Origin of the sequence: Aureimonas endophytica, assembly GCF_014642635.1 — a bacterium.
Taxonomy (GTDB): domain Bacteria; phylum Pseudomonadota; class Alphaproteobacteria; order Rhizobiales; family Rhizobiaceae; genus Plantimonas; species Plantimonas endophytica.
This window is the reverse complement of the sequence record NZ_BMIQ01000003.1, coordinates 91,280-110,243: the sequence shown is the minus strand read 5'-3', so window position 1 is coordinate 110,243 and position 18,964 is coordinate 91,280. Positions and strand designations below refer to the sequence as shown.

The window sequence follows — 18,964 nt, the reverse complement described above, 5'->3', positions numbered from 1 at the left end:
GCCTTTCCGATGACCTACGTTGTGCCGTTCGCGTTCGAAGCATAACTGGCCAAATCAGCCGACAGGATCCGGTGCCCGTCCCCAAGCCCGAAGGTCGTCGACGAGAAGATCCGGCGCCTCGAGCGCCGCGAAATGCCCGCCATGCGGCATCTCGGTCCAACGCGTGATCGCAGCGTATCCTTTCTCGGCCAGGGAGCGCGGCGGCCAGGGATGCAACGGATCCGGGAAGCGCGCGAAGGCGGTCGGCACCTTGACGCGCCGCCTGTCGGGCAGGTTCCGCAACTTGGCTTCCTGCGCCGCCGAGTAGTAGCGGATCGAGGAGTGAAACGCGCCGGTCATGACGTAAATCATGATCGTGTCGACGAGTTCGTCTTGATCGAACACGTCCTCGAAGGGACGCTCTCGGCGGTCCGACCATTCGTGGTATCGCTCGAGGATCCAGGCCGCCTGCGCCACGGGGCTATCTCCGACCGCCCAGGACAAGCTCTGCGGCTTCGAACCCTGGAGATGTCGATAGCCGCCCTTCTGCTTCTCGATCGCTGCCATCACTTCCGCCCAGGCCTTTTCCTCCGATGTTTCGGGTTCTGCGGACGGAGCGGGGAACATCATGGTCAGGTGGATGGCGTGCAGGCTTTCGGGACACTCCAACGCAAGGAGGCCTGTCACGAGCGCCCCCCAGTCGCCGCCATGAGCGTGGTAGCGCGCGTAGCCGAGAACATCCCGCATCAGACGATCGAAGAGAAGCGCGGTCTGGCGCTGGTCGATTGTCGTCGTTGGTTTTCCGGAGAAGCCGAAGTTCGGAAGCGACGGTACGACGACGTCGAAGGCATCCTCCGTGCGTCCGCCGAAACGCGACGGGAAGGCCAGAGGCTCGATGACCTTCCAGAACTCGCGATGCGAGCCCGGCCAACCGTGCGACAGAAGAAGAGGACGTCGCCCGTCCGCTTCGCCGACGACATGAACGAAGTGGATGTCGACACCATCGATCTCCGCAACGAACTGCGGGAAGCGGTTGAGGCGCTGGACGGCGCCGCGCCAGTCGTATGATGCGCTCCAGTAGCCGCAGAAGTCTTGCAAGTAGGCGGCATCGCAGCCGTACTTCCACCCTTCACCCTCTGGCGCCGGGGGAAAGCGATAGGTGCGCACGCGCTCCAGGACCGCTTCAACGTCCGCTTCCGACCAGTTCACTTCGAACGGCTGCATCGGTTACTTCCTTGCGTCTCGGAAGGGTGCTCGACGGATGTCGAAGAGCCCCACGTCAGCGGCGACTGAAGAACTTGGCGCCGGCAGCGGTCGCCAGCCCGAACAGAATATGGTTCGCCGTGTGCATGCCGATCGTCGCGGCATCCGACCGCCATTCCGGCTTCTTCACCCCGAGCATGGGTCCGACAACCCAGTGCATGGCTGCATAGAAGAACAGACCGAACATGATTCCAGATTTGAGAACGCCCGAGTCCTCGTCCGTGACGACCGCGTAGGTCGCGCCGGCAACGGCGGATAGAAGCAGGTGACCGCCTTGAATGAATGCCTGCTCGCTCGCGCCGGGCAAGGCATTGTGGTCCCGAAGTCGCAATCCGAGGCTCGCCTCGGATGCGCGTTCCAAAGCGGCGAGTTCGGACGGCTGACCGCTCTTGCGCTCGCCCGCGACCAGCAAGGCCGTGATGCCGATCCCTGCGGTCACCCCTCCCGCGATGGCACCAAGAAGACGAGACCCACTCACGCGCCGATCTTCCTGGCCGACGGCTCGTGAATCGGGCAACCGTTGAATCGCTCCCGGAACTCGGCAGAATGCTTGTAGGGAGATTTGCGAGCCCGGTTGATATTGCCGAGCGGCTGATGGGCGGCGAGCCCGGTCCAGATGCCGAAGCGCATTTCTTCATTGACCGCTTGAACGCGTTCGGGTGCCCAACTGTCCTGCGGTTCGACGGTGATGGTGGCGACGGTTTGGAACGGCGCTTCGTCCTCCTTCCACTCCACCATCGGATCCTCGACGGGCTGCTTCTCGAGGTCGCGGCAAAGCTGCACCCGCAATTCCCATCGCCCACGGATGCCCTGCATCTCAGCCCGGATGGTATCGCGGATGGCGTTTTCGTTTTCGCTCGCGTCGATCTCGCGTCCAGTCAGTTCGGTGAGGTCCTGCGAGACGGGCGCGATCGAGAACTTGGCGATGTAGTCGCCGTATCGGAAGGGTGTGACGCTGTAGTAGGTCTCGCCCAGCGGGTCGACATTCGGAGCACCGCCGAGAGACTGTAGCTTCGGGCTTTCGACCCCGACCGCTTCCAAGGCCTTGTTCACGCCGCGCAGAACCGAGGACATGACCGTCTTCGTCCCCTCCAGCTTGTCGGTGGTGCCGGCCAGCATCTTGAGATTGCCGTGGAAGTCGGCCGCGGTCTTGGCCTGGAAAACCGGGCCGTTGACCATGATGAAATCCTGCGTCGTGCCTTCCGCGCCGGGCAGCCGTTCGCCCTCGACATCGAGTACCTTGAGCGCCAGGCCGCGGGGAAGGCTGATGGCATCGGGGAGGATGTCACCTGCATTAGTGGAGATGCGCATGAAGACCTTGTGCTCGCCCGGCTTGGCGAAGAGGCCCTGTGTAAGCTCTGGAGGCAGGCCGCTCTCGATTCGCATCGTCCCCTCGAGGATACCATGCGCCTTCGCATGGACCGAGCGGACGGCGTGTCCGTAGTCCTTGGCGGTGGTCTCCAAAATCGTGTCGAACGTCTCGTTCAGCTTGGCGATGGTCTCGGCCTCGTCGGGCAGGACCCGTTCGACGGACGACGAGAAACGAACGGGTGGGGCAACGACCATGAATTTGAGCCTTTCTGAAAATCGAAAGGGAGAAGGCGTGGTGAGCTGCGAGGTTCCTGTTGGCCGGGAAAACATCGGCGAGAACGTCGCCATGGGTATACGAGGAGAGGGCCGACCGAAGCCGGCCCTGATGGATGTCAGCTCAAGGCCGGTTGGCCATTCGAGGCGGAGAGGCCACCATCCACGGGAAGGTTCACGCCCGTGATATAACGAGCATCCTCGCTTGCCAGGAACGCGACTACGCCCGAGATGTCATCGACCTCGGCGCCCCGTCCCATGGGAATGCGTTCCTCGAACTTCGCGACGAGGTCAGGCTGCTCCTTCATGCCCTCGGTAAAGGGCGTGTAGGTCAGCGAGGGGTTCACCGCGTTGACCCGCACGCCGTTCTTGGCCTCGTCCATGGCGAAGGCGCGCGTGAAGTTGGTGACGGCGCCCTTGGCCGCGCAATAGGCCGCATGGTTCCAGTCGCCCCCGAGACCGGACGCGGAGGACACGTTGATGACCGTGCCTTTCGTCTTTCGGAGTTCGGCGATGGCGGCCCGGCTTATGTGGACGACGCCGTAGAGGTCGGTCTCGATGACCCTCGTGAAGTCCGAGAAAGGACCCTCGTCAATCCGGGCCAAGTGGTCGACACCGGCATCGTTGACGACAACGTCGATCCGGCCGAAGCGCTCCACTGCGAAGGCGACGAGCGCCTCGCAGGCTGCCTCATCCGAAACGTCGGTCTCTCGCGTTGCGGCGTGCACGCCGATCTCCCCGGCCACCCGTTTCAAGCCATCGACATCCTTGTCGGCCAGCAAGACGCTCGCACCCTCGGAGGCGAAGCGCTTGGCAACCGCTTCACCAATGCCGGACGCACCGCCAGTCACGACAACGACCTTGCCTTGAAACCTCGACATGGCGGCTGACATCAGGCGCTCCTCGCCTGGGCCGGGTGCCGACCTTCCTCGAACTCCTCGACGATCTTGGCGCAGAAGGCGGGCAGATCGTCGGGGTTGCGGCTCGTCACGAGGCCTTGATCTGTCACGACCTCTCGGTCGACGAACGTGCCGCCCGCGTTCTCGATGTCGGTCTTCAGCGTCGGGTATGCCGTCAGGGTTCGGCCCTTGACGACGCCGGCCTCCACGAGGACCCACGGTCCGTGGCATATGACGCCGACCGGCTTGCCTGCCGCGAAGAAGTCCCGGACGAACGAGACAATCTTTGCATCGCCGCGCAGCGTGTCCGCACCGACGCAACCGCCAGGAACGACCAGTCCGTCAAAGTCGGCGGCCGACACCTCATCGATCGCCTTGTCGACCGTATAGGTCGAGCCGGGATCAAGGTCGTTGTTGACGGTCTTGGCGTCGTCCTTCGTCAGGCTGATGACCGTGACGGCTGCGCCTGCGGCTTCCACCGCCGACTTGGGTTTGGCGAACTCTGGATCCTCCGTGCCACGCGGCGAGACGAGGATGGCGATTCTGCGATTGGATAAGGTCATCGATGGTCCTGTGAGGTTCCTGTGGCACTGACATTGCGGTCAGTGGCGCACTGAGCCGATGAACGACGCCCACCTGACCAAGTTCCTGTATGACGGCGGCCGTCATAGGAGGCCGAGCGCCGATTACGACGCCACTCCAGAAGAACGGCAGCGCCAACACGATAGGCCCCGTGCCGTCAGACAGGGATGGCGTCGATCGTTGCCGGGTTCTCTTCCGGGATGCCGTTCTCGCGGTGCCGGAACTCGGACAGCGCTTGGTAGACCTGGAGACGGGCTCGCATCACCGAGCCGAGCGGCCGGTGGGCCGCAAGGCTGTGAGCCGGGCGGAAGGTCATCGCCTCGTCGAAGTACCGCTGGCGTGCGGCGCTGTAAGCGTCCTGTGCCGGCAGGCGGATCCTGGCGACGGCGACGAAGGGGCTTGTGTCCTCCGACCACTCCACCGAGGCATCCTCGATCGGCTGACTGTCGGCGTCGCGCCAGAGCTGGGCCCGCAGTTCGAACACGACCTCGTTGGTTCGGAAGTGGTCGACGGTGGCGTGGCGGAAACCATCTTCGTCCTCCTTCGGATCGAGCCGCCAGTCCTTTAAGGCGTCCTGCGCCGGCGAGACCGGGAAGGCACCGAGCTTGGCGACATAATCGCCGAAGCGGATCGGCGCCTGACTGTAATAGGGCTCGGCCAGCGGATGCGAGAAGGGATGGCCGAAGAAGTCCGCCTTTGCGCTTTCGGTGCCAAAGGCATGCAGCACACGATTGAAATTGCGCGCCAGGGAGGCGACGGCGCTCTTAGCCCCTTCTGGCAACCCCGTAGCCTTCCCGATCATCGTGCCGTCGCGCAGGAAGCCCTCTGCCGTGCCGGATGGAAAGGTTGTGCCGCTGGCCAGAACGAAGTCCTGTGTTTCCGTGGTGTGGTCGGGCAGCTTCTCGCCGGGCACGCCAAAGACCTTGATCGACAGGCCACGATGCGTCGACACGCGGTCGCCGAGCCGCTCGCCTGGGCCCTGCGCGAAGCGAACCGCGACGGGATGGATGCCGGGACGGGCGAACAGACCCTGAGCTAACTCAGGCGGCAGATCCTCCGGGATCTCCAGCGTTCCCACGGCAAGGGCCGTCGACTTGGCGTGGCTGGCGCGCACGGCATGGTGCTCGCGGTCCTCTACCGTCTCGGACTGCTGGGTCATCCCCTGGATGATGCCGTCGATCGTCTTCTGCTCGCCCTCGCTCGGCTGCTCGACGTCAGGGCTGAAGGGAAGGGGTGGACGGGTCATCGCGTTGTCTCCGGATCTTCCCGGCCCTCGCAGTGCGTGGCGGGGCATGCCTTCAACGACAAGCGAGAGTTCTCGGAAGGGTTCCGAAATGCGCAGCAGCCGAAGACAAAGCACATGATAGGGCTGGTTACGCGAACGCGGGTGCTTTGAACTCGGTTCAGGCGATCCGCCGTGCAGCCAGTATGCTGCCGCTGTCATATGCCGCGGTTGTCCAACTCGTCGTCGGCGCGAAATTTACCAAAGACGACGCGCAGACACTGCTCGCAGAGGTTGACCTGGTATCCACCCACTGCCTGATGTCCGCGACGGTCGGCGAGTGCTCGAGGCAGAAATCGCGCTTGGCCACATGGGCGTCTGTCGCTCGCTCGACGCGAGCCAACTCAGCTCGCACCCGATCCAACAAAGCCGATCATCTGGCATGCGACACAGTTGGAGCGCTACGGGCTGAAAACCAGCCTCGCCTCCTATTGGGAACGATACAGGCCGGTGTCTCTGAGTTCTCGGATGAGTTCCGCATCAAGATGGGCTTGCGGTGCCGATGTCCGCTTCAGGCAAGCGTTCAGAGAGGCTTCAATGGCGCAGAAGGGTCGTTTGCCGAACGTCAGCTTTCCGCCAATGTGTCCTCGAAGCGGACAGGCAGCTTCCGGCCCAATCCTCACGTGTAGTATGCAGCCGGATCGATCCAGAACATCGGATGACGGTGGTCGTGCGATGCGAGCTATTGAATGGATTACGTTTCGCTTGCTGCACTGTAGATGAGGATAGAAACTGAGGCCAAAGACAAATCTCCCTTGAAGGCAGAAAATGGATCGCTGGACCGAGTTTCAGGTTTTCGTCGCGATCGCCGAAGAGCGGAGCATGACGCAGGCGGCGAATGCGCTTGACCTTTCGGTATCCGGCGTCAGCCGGCACCTCATGAGCCTCGAGTCGCGCCTTGGTGCACGGCTTATCCAACGATCGACCCGCCAACTAAGCCTGACGAGCGAAGGTGAAGCCCTTCTCTCCGATGCAAGAGATCTCCTTTCGACTTGGGCGGCTGCGGAAGCCAATGTCACAGCCCGCTCGCATGCCCCAACTGGACGGCTCCGCGTCGGGGCGTCCCTGTCTTTCTCTCTCCTGCACCTGATGCCTGTCGTCGCACAGTTCAGGCGGCTCTACCCGGCATTGTCGATCGAGATCGTCTCCTCGAACCGCTACTACGACATCATCGAGAACGGGCTCGACCTTGCAATCCGCACCCGCAGGGTGGAGGCCGACAGCTCGATCACGATCCGACGCTTGGGAGAAACCCGCCGCCTCCTAGCCGCTTCGCCGGACTACCTTGCCGAACGGGGCGCGCCTGAACACCCACGCGATCTCGTCAATCATGACCTCATCCTCTACACCTTGGCGGACAACTGGAACGAGTTCAGCTTCCGCCGTGCCGACGAGACGGTCGCAGTCAAAGTCGAAGGTGCGATTGTCGCCAACGACGGGCAGTTGATCTGTCAGGCCGCCCGTGACGGGCTCGGGATCCTGGCTCAGCCTACATACATCATCCAAAACGACCTCGACGCGGGGCGGCTGGTACGGGTCCTCGATGATTGGGACCTGCCGCGGCTGACCATGAACGTCGCCTATCCCAGCAAGTCCTTCGTCCCCGTAAGGACGCGGCTCTTCATCGACTTCCTCGTCGAGCGCTTCCGTCTGAACGACTTCGAGACCCTTTGGACGGCCTGACGCTTTTTGCGTTTGGCGCAATAATGTTTCCCAGATCGGCTTCTTTGTCTCACGTAGAGTGAATGTTAGGCAATCCGTGTCGCCACGTCCCGTGGCCCACGATCTGCCGATCACCGACATTCTACTGGGAGGATGATGTCATGAAGGGCCTACTCACCGCATTCCTGGTTTCGACAGCTGCATTGGCCGGCGCGGTCCACGCGCAGGCCGCGGAGAAGGTCTTCTTCCTTCTTCCGAACACCACGACGATCCGCTTCGAGAGCCGTGACGCGCCGTTCTTCGTGGCGGCGATGAATGAGATGCGCCCGGACGCGCAGATCACCGTTCAGAACGCTCAGGGCGACCCGCAGCAGCAGCAGAAGCAGATCGAGGACGCCATCACGCAGGGCGCGAACCTCATCCTCCTGACCTCGGCCGACGCCAACCTCGTGGCCGGCGGCTTGGCCGCGGCCCAGGCGGCCGGCGTGCCGGTCGTCCTCTACGACCACGATGCCGTCGGCGGGAAGGCCGAGGCGCACGTCGTGTTCGACTCCCTCGCGGTCGGCCAGGCCCAGGGCAAGCGCGCCGCCGAGCTGATCGGGAAGATGGACAAAACCCCCGTCAAGGTCGCCCGCGTCAAGGGCAACCAGGGTGAGTACGGCACCGGGCAGTACGAGAAAGGCCAGAACGAGTTTCTCAAGCCGCTGATCGACTCCGGGAAGGTCAAGGTCGTCTGCGAGCAGTACACGCAGAATTGGGACCCGACGCTCGCCCAGTCGTTCGCCGAGGACTGCCTGACCAAGAACGGCGGCGATGTCGACGTCTTCATCGGAATGAACGACGGCACGACGGGCGGCTCCGTTGCGGCCCTCCTTAGCCAGGGCTTCAAGCCCGGCGACAAGCTCGTCACGGGCGGCCAGGACGCGACCGTGGAGGCGCTCCGCTACGTCGCGCAAGGGTGGCAGGACAACTCGGTCCTGAAGGACCTCAAGGTCGAGGCGACGGAGGCCGCCAAGGTCGCCACCGCCGTCCTCGACGGCAAGGGCGTCCCCGCGGACCTCGTCAACGGCAAGGTCAACAACCAGTACATGGACGTGCCGGCCATTCTCCTGCCCGTCGAGAACATCACGAAGGACAACCTCGGTGAGGTGGTCAAGAAGGGTGTCTGGACATGGAAGGAGATCTGCCAGGGCATCGAGACCACCGAGGTCTGCAAGGCGAACATGTAATCAACGGGGGCGGACGGCCCCGCCGTCCGCCCTTCCGGATCTCGGGAGGATCGATCATGTCTGCACTCACCGCCGAACGGCCTGCCGCTTCGCAGGGCCGCGGGACCCCTCTTGTCTCGCTCCGCAACATCCAGAAGCACTTCGGCTCCCTGCACGCACTGCGCGGCGCGTCCGTTGAGGTCTACCCGGGGGAGATCGTCGCCCTCGTCGGCGACAACGGCGCCGGCAAGTCCACCCTCGTCAAGGTGATGGCGGGCGTCCATGCCGCGGACTCGGGCGAGTACCTGTTCGAGGGCAAGCCCGTCACCGTGAAGAAACCGACAGACGCAACCGCGCTCGGCATCCAGACGGTCTACCAGGACCTCTCGCTTTGCAGCAACCTGGACGCCGTGCAGAACTTGTACCTCGGGCGCGAGGTGACCGGCTCGTGGTGGGGCGGCGGACGGATCAAGCGCGCGGAATGCGAGGTCCGCGCCCGCGAGCTCCTCACCCGAATGCGCCTCGGCAACCTCTCCCTGACGCGGCCCGTCGGCGCGATGTCGGGCGGCCAGCGCCAGAACATCGCCATCGCCCGGTCGATCCTCGAGACGCCCAAGGTCGTCATCCTTGATGAGCCGACGGCAGCACTCAGCCACTCCGCCGCGGAAGGCGTGTCGACGCTGATCCGGACGCTGGCCGACCAAGGGCTCGGCATCGTCATCGTCAGCCACGACATCCACCATTTCGTGGTGAACGCGACCGACCGCATCGAGGTCATGCGCCTTGGCGCCAACTGCGCCAGCTTCAAGTCAAAGGACGTCACCGGCGAGCAGGTCGTCAACGCGATGGTCGGCGGCAACGAAGGCGTCAACCTCGCGGGTTGACCGCGGCTTCCCATTTCGAGGTAAATCCGATGTCCACTACCATGACCCTCGATGCGCCGGCGAAGCGTCCGCGCCGGAGCTTCGGTGAACTGCTCGCCAACGACCTTCGCGCCCTTCCGATCGTTATCGGCCTAGTCGCGCTCGGCATATTCTTCGCGTCCCAGAGCGACGTGTTCCTCACCGCCCGGAACCTCTCGAACCTCCTGCTTCAGAGCACGGTGGTGGGCATCATGGCCCTGGGTCTGATGTTCGTCCTCCTCGTGAAGGAGATCGACCTCTCGATCGCCGCCATCAACGGCGTGACCTCGGTTCTCATGGCCAAGTTCGTGGTCGAGTTCGGTCTGTCCCCGTGGATCGCGATCCCCCTCGCCATCCTGGTCGGCGCCGCCATCGGCAGTTGCTCGGCGCGCTGGGTGACCTTCGTCGGCGTCCCGTCCTTCGTCGTGACGCTTGGTCTCGGCCTCGCCCTGAACGGCCTGCAACTCATCCTACTCCCTCCGACCGCACGCTACGGCTTGCAGCAAACGGGCATCGAGAAGATCGCGCTCACGAACATCAGCGGCGTCTGGGCTTGGCTCGCTCTTGCCATCGGCATCGCCGCCTTCGCCGGCCTGGTGCTATCGAACGTCGCCCGTCGCCGGAAGAACGGCCTCGAGGTCTCCCTCATGAACGCCGTCGTGGTCCCGATCGCCTCCGCCGCCGCGTTCGGAGCCGTGGTCGTGGCGATCCTGTCCGCCCATCAAGGCATCCCCCTGATCGTCCTGATCTTCGCGGTCCTCCTCGGCATCGGCGGATACATCCTCAACAACACCCGGTTCGGCCTGTACCTCTACGCCGTCGGGAACAACGAGGAAGCGGCCCGACGCGCGGGCATCAAGGTCCCGCGGATCAAGATGGCCGCCTTCGCCATCGCCGGCGGCATCGCGGCCCTGGCGGGTGTCATCGCGGCCTCCCGCACCCTCGGCGTCGGCGTGTTCTCCGGCGGCGGCGTCGGTGGCGGCACCCTCCTGCTGGAGTCCATCGCGGCAGCCGTCATCGGCGGCGTCAGCCTCTTCGGCGGCCGGGGATCGATCCACGCAGCGCTACTCGGTGCCCTTGTCATCGGCACGGTCAGCAACGGCCTGAACCTGATGGGCGTGGAGAACGAGGTCCGACTGATCGTCACCGGCCTCCTGCTCGTCCTCGCCGTCTCGATCGACAAGCTGATCGAACGGGCGACCGGACACCAGAGCTTCTGATACCCCTGGCGTCCCGGGCGTTGCCACGTCGGGGACGCGGGACAAGCGACACGACAAGGGCAACCGACATGAAGATCGACGACATCGACCTTTGCGCAAGCTACTGGACGGTCGCCGGGCCGGTGTGGCCCGGCTCCCCGACCGAGGTCAGCCCCTTCTCCCTCCAGGAGCGTGCCGAGGTCTGCGGGCGCATCGGCTGGCGGGGCATGGGCTTCGTCCTCGACGACATGAACGCCGCGATCGAGACGTACGGCCTTCCGACCGTGAAGCGCATCTTCTCCGACAACGGCATCCGCCACGTCGAACTCGAGTTCCTGGTGGACTGGCACCTCGCCGACGCGCGGCGCGTGGCATCCGACGCCATGTTCGACCGGAAGCTGGAAATCGGCGCCGAACTCGGCGTCGAGAAGATCAAGCTCGGCGGCGGCGTGTTCGAGGAGGGCGAGCCCGATATTCCGGCCATGCGGGCCGCCCTCACCAAGATCTGCGAGCGGGCCGCGCCGCTGAACATCGACATCGTCATCGAGTTCCTGCCCTTCGCGAGCATTAACAACATCAAGCGCGGCGTAGCCCTGTTCGACGGGCTCGGCACCACGAACGGCGGCCTGCTCGTCGACACGTGGCACATCGAGCGCGGCGGGATGACCGCCGACGACATCCGCCAGATGCCCCGGGACCTCCTGAAGGCCGTGGAGCTCGACGACGCGGGTCCCGAGGTCATTGGTGACCTGTTCAACGACTCCACCCACTACCGCCGCCTCTGCGGCGAGGGCTCGATCGACATCGCGTCGCAGGTCCAGGCGATCCTGGACGTGGGCTACCGCGGGTACTGGGGCATCGAGGTCATCTCGGCCTACCACCGCTACCTGCCGCTGGAGATGGCCGCGCAGAAGGCCTTCGACACCACCATGCGCCAGTTCCAGTCCGTGACGCTGCCCGTCGACTGACGACACCTTTCGGAGCCTGCCGGCTCCGTTGCCGAACACCAGGGAATCCAAAATGGTCAGAATCGCAGTTCTCGGCGCAGGCCGCATCGGCAAGATCCATGCGGCGAGCGTCGCGGCCAACCCCAAGGCGAAGCTGGTCGCGGTCGCGGATCCATTCGGGGACGCGGTTCGCACCGTCGCGGAGGCGCACGGAGCCGACGCGATGACCGACGCCATGGAGGCGATCGCCCGCCCCGACGTCGACGCCGTGGTCATCGGTACCCCGACCGACACGCACGTCGGCCTGATGACGAGGGCGGTCGAGCTCGGCAAGGCGGTCCTTTGCGAGAAGCCGATCGACCTCGACATTGCCGAGAGCGAGAAGGCCGCGGCGAACGTCGAGCGACTGGGCGGCAAGGTGATGCTCGCCTTCAACCGTCGCTTCGACACGACCTTCGCCGAGATCCGCCGCTCGATCGACGCCGGGCGCATCGGCGAGGTCCGCCAAGTCGTCATCTCCAGCCGTGACCCGGGGATGCCGCCGGCCGCCTACGTGAAGTCCTCGGGCGGCATCTTCCGGGACATGACGATCCACGACCTCGACATGGCCCGCTGGCTGCTGGGCGAGGAGCCCGTCCTCGTCAGCGCGATCGGCTCGCGCCTGGTCGATGCGCCCCTGCTCGAGCAGTACGACGACTACGACACCGTCATGGTCACGTTGCAGACCGCGAGCGGCAAGCAGGCGGTCATCAACAACTGCCGCGAGGCGGTCTACGGCTACGACCAGCGCGTCGAGGTGCTGGGCTCGACCGGCCTGCTGACGCACGACAACCTTCGCCCGACAACGATGCGCCTGACGACGGCGGAGATGACCGACGCGCAGGAGCCGCTCCTGAACTTCTTCCTGGAGCGTTACGCGCAGGCCTACCGGGCGGAGATGAACGCGTTCGTCGACGCGATCGCAGACGGCAAGCCGATGCCGACCACCGTGCGCGACGGCGTCCTGGCGCTGCGCCTGGCGGAGTGCGCGGTGGAGTCCGTCCGCACGGGTCGCGCCGTCACTGTGTGAACGACAAGCAGAATGGGAGGAAGACCGTCATGACCTACGCCATCGGAAACGACGCCCCGCTCGGGATCGCCTGCCTCGGCATCACGCATCCCCACACCTCGGGACGCGTGAAGGCGTTCCAGCGGATGCCGAACGCGAAGGTGCTCGGCGCCTTCGACAACAGCCCGCTCCTCGACCCGTTCGTCGACGCCATGGGCATCGCCAAGCGCACCAAGGAGGAGATCCTCTCCGACCCGGACGTTCACGCGGTCCTCATCCACCCGAAGAGCTACCTCATGGCCGACTGGGCCATAGAGGCGATGGAGGCCGGCAAGGCCGTCCTGTGCGAGAAGCCCGCCGGCCGCGGATCGGTCGACACGGTGCGTCTGGTCGAGGCCGTCGAGAGGACGGGCCGACTCTTCCAGGTCGGCTACTGCTGGCGCTACGCGCCGTCGGTGGACCGGATGCAGGAGGTCCTGAAGGCGGGCCAGCTCGGCAAGGTGCTCCAGGTCCGCGCCCACGCGGGCTGCTCGCACCACGAGGCGGACACCGACCACATGCGCCAGCCAGGCGACATCGGCGGCGCCTTCTACGTGATCGGCTGCCACACCATGGACCGCCTGCTCCTGCATTTCGGGATGCCGACGTCGGTGAACGCCCGCATCACCAAGTTCGACGGGGTGATGACGCCGAACGCCCGCGAGGACGCGGTCGGGGCGATCCTGAACTATCCCGACAAGATCATCACGGTCGACTTCATGTCGTGGGACCCTCTGCCGTGGACGGAGAGCTGGGACATCACGGCATACGGCACGGAGGGCGTCATGCACTCCCGTCCGCTTCCGGCGTCCTACAAGCTTTACAGCACGGGCAAGGCCGGGCTTCCCGAGGGCTGGACCGAGTGGAACGAGACCAGCTTCCCCGAGATCTGGGCGGTCCGGAAGACGGTCTACTCGCCCGAGATCGCCGAGATCGGGAACCCCGTCTACTTCGACCGAGAGGCCAACGCCTTCGCGCATTCCCTGCGGATGGGTGCCCCCTCGAACGTCCCGGCGAGCCAGGCCCACAACATCAACCGCATCCTCGAGGCGCTCTTCCAGTCGTCCTCGCAGAACGGCGCCGAGGCCCAGCTCTGACCACGTCGGATCGGGCCCGCCGTCCGAGCTGCAACATCCTGCCCCTCATGGGAGTGGAACTATGATCAAGCATATCGTGATGTGGAACATGGCGGGCGAGACGCAGGAGGCCCGCTCCGAGGCCGCGGAGTTCCTGCGGAGCCGCTTCGAGGCGCTGCGCGACGAGGTGCCCGGCCTCCTCCACCTCGAGGTCGGCCTCGACCACAGCCGCGTTGACTACGCCTGCGACGTCGTCCTCTACACCGAGTTCGAGAGCCAGGAGGCCCTGGACGCCTACGCGACCCACCCCGCCCACCTGCGGGTGAAGGGCGAGCTGGGGCAGATGCGGATCGCGCGCTACCAGGTCGACTACGCGGTCGCCGGCAACGCCGCGGCCAGCGCCGCCGCCTGACCCCGTTTCCAGGATCGATGCCATGAAGGACTTCCTCTACACGGCGCATCCCTCCCGGGTGGTCTTCGGGTCGGGAAAGGTCGCTTCCGTCCGCGACGAGGTCGAGGCCGTAGGGTCGAGCCGGGCTCTCGTCCTCTGCACGCCGCCGCAGCGGGCGCAGGCCGAGATGGTGGCGGACCTGCTCGGCTCGCGTCTCGCGGGGATCCACGACGGCGCCGAGATGCACGTGCCGATCGAGAGCGCGCGCAAGGCACGGGAGCTGGCGGCCGAGCTCGGAGCGGACTGCGCGGTCGCCGTGGGCGGCGGGTCCACGATTGGCCTCGGCAAGGCGATCGCCCTCGAGGCGACCATCCCGATCGTGGCGATCCCGACTACCTACGCCGGCTCCGAGATGACGCCGATCTACGGCATCACGGAGGGTGGCCTCAAGAAGACGGGCAAGGACGCGCGCGTCCTGCCGCGGTCGGTCATCTACGACCCGGATCTGACGATGTCCCTGCCGTTGGGGATGTCGCTCGTCAGCGGCATGAACGCCATCGCCCATGCCGCCGAGGGACTCTACGCCCGGGACGGCAACCCGGTGATGTCCCTGATGGCCGAGGAGGGCATCCGCGCCCTCGCGGAAGGAATGCCCCGGATCGCTGAGGCGTCCGACGACAGGCAAGCCCGGTCGCTCTGCCTCTACGGCGCATGGCTCTGCGGGACGGTGCTCGGGCATGTCGGCATGTCCCTGCACCACAAGCTCTGCCACACGCTCGGCGGCAGCTTCAACCTGCCGCACGCCGAGACGCACACGGTCGTGCTGCCGCATGCCTTGGCCTACAACAGCCCGGCGACGCCCGAGGCCATGGACAGGATCGCGCGGGCGATCGGCGCCTCCGACGCGCCGGTCGGCCTTCACCGCATGGCGTCCGACCTCGGGATGCCGACGGCGCTGCGCGACCTCGGCTTGAAGGAGTCCGATCTCGACAGGGCGTGCGAGATCGCGTTGTCGAACCCGTACTGGAACCCGCGCCCGATCGAGGCGGCGCCGCTGCGAGCCCTCCTGCAACGCGCCTGGGAGGGCGCCCAGCCCCAGCCCTGACACCCAAGATCCTTAGCGTTCGGCCTTGACCGATCGTGAGCGCCGGGGACGGCACCCGACCGTCGCCCCCGCCGCTCGCTGAAGACATGGCCCGACGCCGAGAGGGAGAGAACGAGATGACCCCCTACTTCACCGAGGAAGGCTCCGTAGATGCGGTGAATGCCCGCATGACGCCGGACGCGAACCCGCGCCTCGCCGAGATCATGGCCTCGCTGGTCAAGCACCTCCACGCCTTCGCGAAGGAGACGCAGCTCACGCAGGAGGAGTGGGAGGTCGGCATCGACTTCCTCACGACGACGGGCAAGATGTGCTCGGGCGAGCGGCAGGAGTTCATCCTCCTCAGCGACACGCTTGGGTTCTCCATGCTGGTCGACGCCATCAACCACCGCCGCCCCGAGGGGGCGACGGAGAACACGGTGTTCGGTCCCTTCCACGTGGCCGACGCGCCAGTGCGTGAGATGGGCGCCAACATCTCGCTCGACGGCAAGGGGGAGAGCTGCCTCTTCGAGGGCCGTGTGGTGGACCTCCAGGGCAACCCGGTCGAGGGCGCCCGGGTCGATGTCTGGTCCGACAACGCGGAGGGCTACTACGACGTGCAGCAGCCCGACATCCAGCCGAAGTGGAACAACCGCGGCATCTTCGTCACCGGAGCCGACGGCCGCTACAGCTTCGTCGGGATCAAGCCGGTCTCCTACCCGATCCCGGACGATGGGCCGGTCGGCAAGATGCTCGGCCAGCTCGGCCGCCACCCCTACCGCCCCGCGCACATGCACTACCTCGTGACGGCGCCCGGCTTCCAGAAGGTCGTCACCCACACGTTCGTCGGGGACGACGAGTACCTCGACTCCGACACGGTGTTCGGCGTGAAGCGGTCCCTGGTGGCTCCCTTCGAGCGCGTCGAGGACGGGGACACGAACTGGCGCTCGCCCTTCGACTTCGTGCTCGTGCCCGACACCGGGCCAGAAGGCTCGGAACGCTTGCCCGCGCCGGACGCCAATCTGCGATAGGAAGACGAAGCCGATGGACAAGACAGTTTCGGACCTGCCGACCGCGGTGGCGGTCGTCGAGGACGGCATGACCGTGATGATCGGTGGCTTCGGCGGCTCGGGCGCGCCGATCGAGCTGATCCACGCGCTGATCGACCGCTTCGTGGCGACGGGCGCGCCGAAGAACCTCACCGTGGTCAACAACAACGCCGGCAACGGCCATGTGGGCCTCGCCGCGCTGATTGAGCAGGGCATGGTCGCCAAGCTCATCTGCTCCTTCCCGCGCTCGGCCGACCCGAAGGTCTTCACCGAGCGGTATCTCGCCGGTGAGATCGAGCTGGAGCTGGTGCCGCAGGGCACGCTCGCCGAGCGCATTCGGGCCGGCGGGGCGGGCATCCCCGCCTTCTACACGCCGACGAGCTACGGCACGGACCTGGCCGAGGGGAAGCCGGTCGAGGAGTTCGACGGACGGCCGTACGTCCGCGAGAACTGGCTGAAGGCCGACGTCGCGCTGATCAAGGCCTACAAGGGCGACCGCCTCGGCAACCTCGTCTTCAACAAGGCGGCGCGCAACTTCAACCCCCTGATGGCGACCGCCGCCGCGGTGACGGTCGCGCAGGTCACCGAGATCGTCGAGCCGGGGACCATTGATCCCGAAGCGGTCGTGACGCCCGGCATCTTCGTGCAGGGGGTCGTCGCCGTCGCCGATCCCGCGCAGGAGGAAGACCTCAACCGCGCCAACGCCGTCTACCCTCCGAGGGCCGCATGAGCTCCAAGCTTTCCTCCACCCAGATCGCCTGGCGCGCCGCCCAGGACATCGCCGACGGTGCCTATGTGAACCTCGGCATCGGCTTCCCGGAGATGGTGGCGAAGTTCCAGCCCCCGGGGCGCGAGGCCATCTTCCACACGGAGAACGGCATCCTCGGCTTCGGCGAGGCGCCGAAGGCGGGCGAGGAGGACTGGGACCTCATCAACGCCGGCAAGAAGGCCGTGACCCTGAAGCCCGGCACCGCCTTCTTCCACCACGCGGACTCGTTCGCCATGGTGCGCGGCGGGCATCTCGACGTCGCGATCCTCGGCGCCTACGAGGTCGCCGAGACCGGGGACCTCGCCAACTGGTCCACCGGGCCGCGGGGCGTGCCGGCCGTCGGCGGGGCGATGGACCTCGTCCACGGTGCCAAACGCGTCGCCGTCATCACCGACCACGTGACGAAGGACGGCAAACCCAAGCTCGTGAAGCGCTGCTCGCTGCCGCTGACGGGCGTCGCCTGCGTCACCCGTGTCTACACGAGCCTCGCGGTGATCGACATCGAGAACGGGCGCTTCGTGCTGCTCGAGAAGCTGCCGTCCCTGTCGGTCGACGACCTGCAAGCCCAAACGGGCGCCGAGCTCCTCGTACCCGGCCCCGTCGCCGACCTTCTCGTTCCGGAGCTTTGAAATGAGCGAAGCCTTCATCTGCGCCTACCTGCGCACGCCCATCGGTCGCTTCGGCGGGGCACTCGCGTCCGTCCGGGCCGACGACCTCGGGGCCGTGCCCCTCAAGGCGTTGATGGAGCGTCATGCGTCTATGGACTTCGGCGCTGTGGACGAGGTGATCTACGGCTGCGCCAACCAAGCGGGCGAGGACAACCGCAACGTGGCCCGCATGAGCCTGCTTCTGGCCGGCCTGCCCGAGACCGTCCCCGGCACGACGATGAACCGCCTCTGCGGCTCAGGCATGGACGCGGTGATCACGGCCGCGCGCGCCATCAAGTCGAGCGAGGCTGAGCTGGTGATCGCGGGCGGCGTCGAGTCCATGTCCCGCGCGCCCTTCGTCATGCCGAAGGCGGAAACGGCCTTCTCCCGCCATGCCGAGATCCACGACACCACGATCGGCTGGCGCTTCGTGAACCCGCTGATGAAGGCCCAGTACGGCGTCGATTCCATGCCGGAGACCGGGGAGAACGTCGCCGAGGACTTCCACGTCTCGCGCGAGGACCAAGACGCCTTCGCCGTCCGCTCGCAGAACAAGGCAGCCGCGGCACAGGGCAACGGCCGCCTCGGACACGAGATCGTCCCCGTGACGATCCCGCAGCGCAAGGGCGACCCCGTCGTCGTCGACCGCGACGAGCATCCGCGCGCGACGACCATCGAGACGCTGGCCAAGCTCCCGACGCCCTTCCGCAAGGGCGGCACGGTGACGGCGGGTAACGCGTCCGGGGTGAACGACGGCGCGGCGGCGCTGATCGTGGCGTCGGAGGACGCCGCGCGCCGCCACGGCCTGACGCCGATCGCCCGCGTCCTCGGAGGTGCCACGGCGGGCGTTGCGCCCCGCATCATGGGCTTCGGGCCGGCCCCCGCCTCGAAGAAACTGATGGCCCGTCTGGGGCTCACCCAGACCGACTTCGACGTGATCGAGTTGAACGAGGCGTTCGCCAGCCAGGGCCTCGCGACGCTGCGCGACCTCGGCATCGCGGACGACGACGCCCGCGTGAACCCGAACGGCGGGGCCATCGCGCTTGGCCACCCGCTCGGCATGTCGGGCGCGCGCATCGCGGGCACGGCCGCGCTGGAGCTCTCCCTCACGGGCAAGCGCCGAGCCCTCGCCACGATGTGCATCGGGGTCGGCCAAGGCATCGCGGTGGCCTTGGCGCGCGTGTGACGGAGTCCTGTCGGCGGTTCGACGAAGGCCACTCGATCTCATGCGGGCCCGCACCCTCCCAGTGGAGCGGGTCCACTTTCTGAACGGCTGCTGACAACCAGTCCTGTCAACGATTCCACCAACGACTCCCGGGGCTTGCGTCGGGGGCGGAGTTGCACCGCGGTGCGGACG

The 18,964-nt window shown here is 66.1% G+C and carries 19 protein-coding genes; 13 read left to right on the top strand and 6 right to left on the bottom strand.

Features of this window, described 5'->3' with window-relative positions:
- Positions 1–54: 54 nt before the first annotated feature.
- The 6 genes from IEY14_RS10690 to IEY14_RS10665 all read right to left on the bottom strand — a co-directional run bounded on the left by IEY14_RS10690 (position 55) and on the right by IEY14_RS10665 (position 5,553).
- Positions 55–1,203 carry an epoxide hydrolase family protein gene (locus tag IEY14_RS10690; protein ID WP_188908287.1) on the bottom strand — a complete coding sequence of 383 codons (1,149 nt, stop codon included), beginning with the start codon at positions 1,201–1,203 and terminating at the stop codon, positions 55–57.
- Between the two features lie 55 nt (positions 1,204–1,258).
- A complete protein-coding gene (locus tag IEY14_RS10685) occupies positions 1,259–1,681 on the bottom strand; it encodes a hypothetical protein (protein ID WP_188908285.1) in 423 nt (140 codons plus the stop codon).
- A 35-nt stretch (positions 1,682–1,716) separates the two neighbouring features.
- The gene (locus tag IEY14_RS10680) at positions 1,717–2,808 is read right to left on the bottom strand and encodes a catalase family protein (RefSeq protein WP_188909215.1); all 1,092 of its coding nucleotides are present in this window, start codon (positions 2,806–2,808) and stop codon (positions 1,717–1,719) included.
- Positions 2,809–2,945: 137 nt separating this feature from the next.
- Positions 2,946–3,719, bottom strand: a complete 774-nt coding sequence (budC, locus tag IEY14_RS10675) for a meso-2,3-butanediol dehydrogenase (RefSeq protein ID WP_244639438.1) — start codon at positions 3,717–3,719, stop codon at positions 2,946–2,948.
- Positions 3,719–4,288 (bottom strand): type 1 glutamine amidotransferase domain-containing protein, encoded by a 570-nt coding sequence (locus IEY14_RS10670; protein WP_188908283.1) that lies wholly within the window; start codon positions 4,286–4,288, stop codon positions 3,719–3,721. The genes budC and IEY14_RS10670 overlap by 1 nt, the downstream gene beginning before the upstream one ends.
- Positions 4,289–4,464: 176 nt before the next feature.
- The gene (locus IEY14_RS10665; protein ID WP_188908281.1) at positions 4,465–5,553 is read right to left on the bottom strand and encodes a catalase family protein; all 1,089 of its coding nucleotides are present in this window, start codon (positions 5,551–5,553) and stop codon (positions 4,465–4,467) included.
- Positions 5,554–6,357: 804 nt separating this feature from the next.
- Here IEY14_RS10665 and IEY14_RS10660 point away from each other — a divergent pair.
- From IEY14_RS10660 to pcaF, 13 genes are all read left to right on the top strand, one after another.
- Complete coding sequence (locus IEY14_RS10660) at positions 6,358–7,272, top strand: LysR family transcriptional regulator (protein ID WP_188908279.1); 915 nt, start codon at positions 6,358–6,360, stop codon at positions 7,270–7,272.
- A 140-nt stretch (positions 7,273–7,412) separates the two neighbouring features.
- Positions 7,413–8,480: an ABC transporter substrate-binding protein gene (locus IEY14_RS10655; protein ID WP_188908277.1), complete on the top strand. Its 1,068-nt coding sequence runs from the start codon at positions 7,413–7,415 to the stop codon at positions 8,478–8,480.
- Between the two features lie 56 nt (positions 8,481–8,536).
- Positions 8,537–9,343, top strand: coding sequence for an ATP-binding cassette domain-containing protein (locus IEY14_RS10650; protein ID WP_188908275.1), 807 nt, complete (start codon positions 8,537–8,539; stop codon positions 9,341–9,343).
- A 29-nt stretch (positions 9,344–9,372) separates the two neighbouring features.
- Entirely contained in the window at positions 9,373–10,581 is a 1,209-nt protein-coding gene (locus IEY14_RS10645; RefSeq protein WP_188908273.1) for a sugar ABC transporter permease, read from the top strand.
- A 68-nt stretch (positions 10,582–10,649) separates the two neighbouring features.
- Complete coding sequence (locus IEY14_RS10640; RefSeq protein ID WP_188908271.1) at positions 10,650–11,528, top strand: sugar phosphate isomerase/epimerase family protein; 879 nt, start codon at positions 10,650–10,652, stop codon at positions 11,526–11,528.
- A gap of 52 nt (positions 11,529–11,580) precedes the next feature.
- On the top strand, positions 11,581–12,576 hold the full coding sequence (gene iolG / locus IEY14_RS10635) for an inositol 2-dehydrogenase (RefSeq protein ID WP_188908269.1): 996 nt from the start codon (positions 11,581–11,583) through the stop codon (positions 12,574–12,576).
- 29 nt (positions 12,577–12,605) lie between these two features.
- Entirely contained in the window at positions 12,606–13,691 is a 1,086-nt protein-coding gene (locus tag IEY14_RS10630; RefSeq protein WP_188908267.1) for a Gfo/Idh/MocA family protein, read from the top strand.
- A 61-nt stretch (positions 13,692–13,752) separates the two neighbouring features.
- The gene (locus tag IEY14_RS10625; RefSeq protein ID WP_188908265.1) at positions 13,753–14,082 is read left to right on the top strand and encodes a Dabb family protein; all 330 of its coding nucleotides are present in this window, start codon (positions 13,753–13,755) and stop codon (positions 14,080–14,082) included.
- A 22-nt stretch (positions 14,083–14,104) separates the two neighbouring features.
- Entirely contained in the window at positions 14,105–15,166 is a 1,062-nt protein-coding gene (locus tag IEY14_RS10620; protein ID WP_188908263.1) for a maleylacetate reductase, read from the top strand.
- A 116-nt stretch (positions 15,167–15,282) separates the two neighbouring features.
- Entirely contained in the window at positions 15,283–16,173 is an 891-nt protein-coding gene (locus tag IEY14_RS10615; protein WP_188908261.1) for an intradiol ring-cleavage dioxygenase, read from the top strand.
- Between the two features lie 13 nt (positions 16,174–16,186).
- Positions 16,187–16,921 (top strand): 3-oxoacid CoA-transferase subunit A, encoded by a 735-nt coding sequence (locus IEY14_RS10610; RefSeq protein ID WP_188908259.1) that lies wholly within the window; start codon positions 16,187–16,189, stop codon positions 16,919–16,921.
- Positions 16,918–17,589, top strand: a complete 672-nt coding sequence (locus tag IEY14_RS10605) for a 3-oxoacid CoA-transferase subunit B (protein ID WP_188908257.1) — start codon at positions 16,918–16,920, stop codon at positions 17,587–17,589. The genes IEY14_RS10610 and IEY14_RS10605 overlap by 4 nt, the downstream gene beginning before the upstream one ends.
- A gap of 1 nt (position 17,590) precedes the next feature.
- Entirely contained in the window at positions 17,591–18,793 is a 1,203-nt protein-coding gene (pcaF, locus tag IEY14_RS10600; protein WP_188908255.1) for a 3-oxoadipyl-CoA thiolase, read from the top strand.
- Positions 18,794–18,964 lie beyond the last annotated feature (171 nt).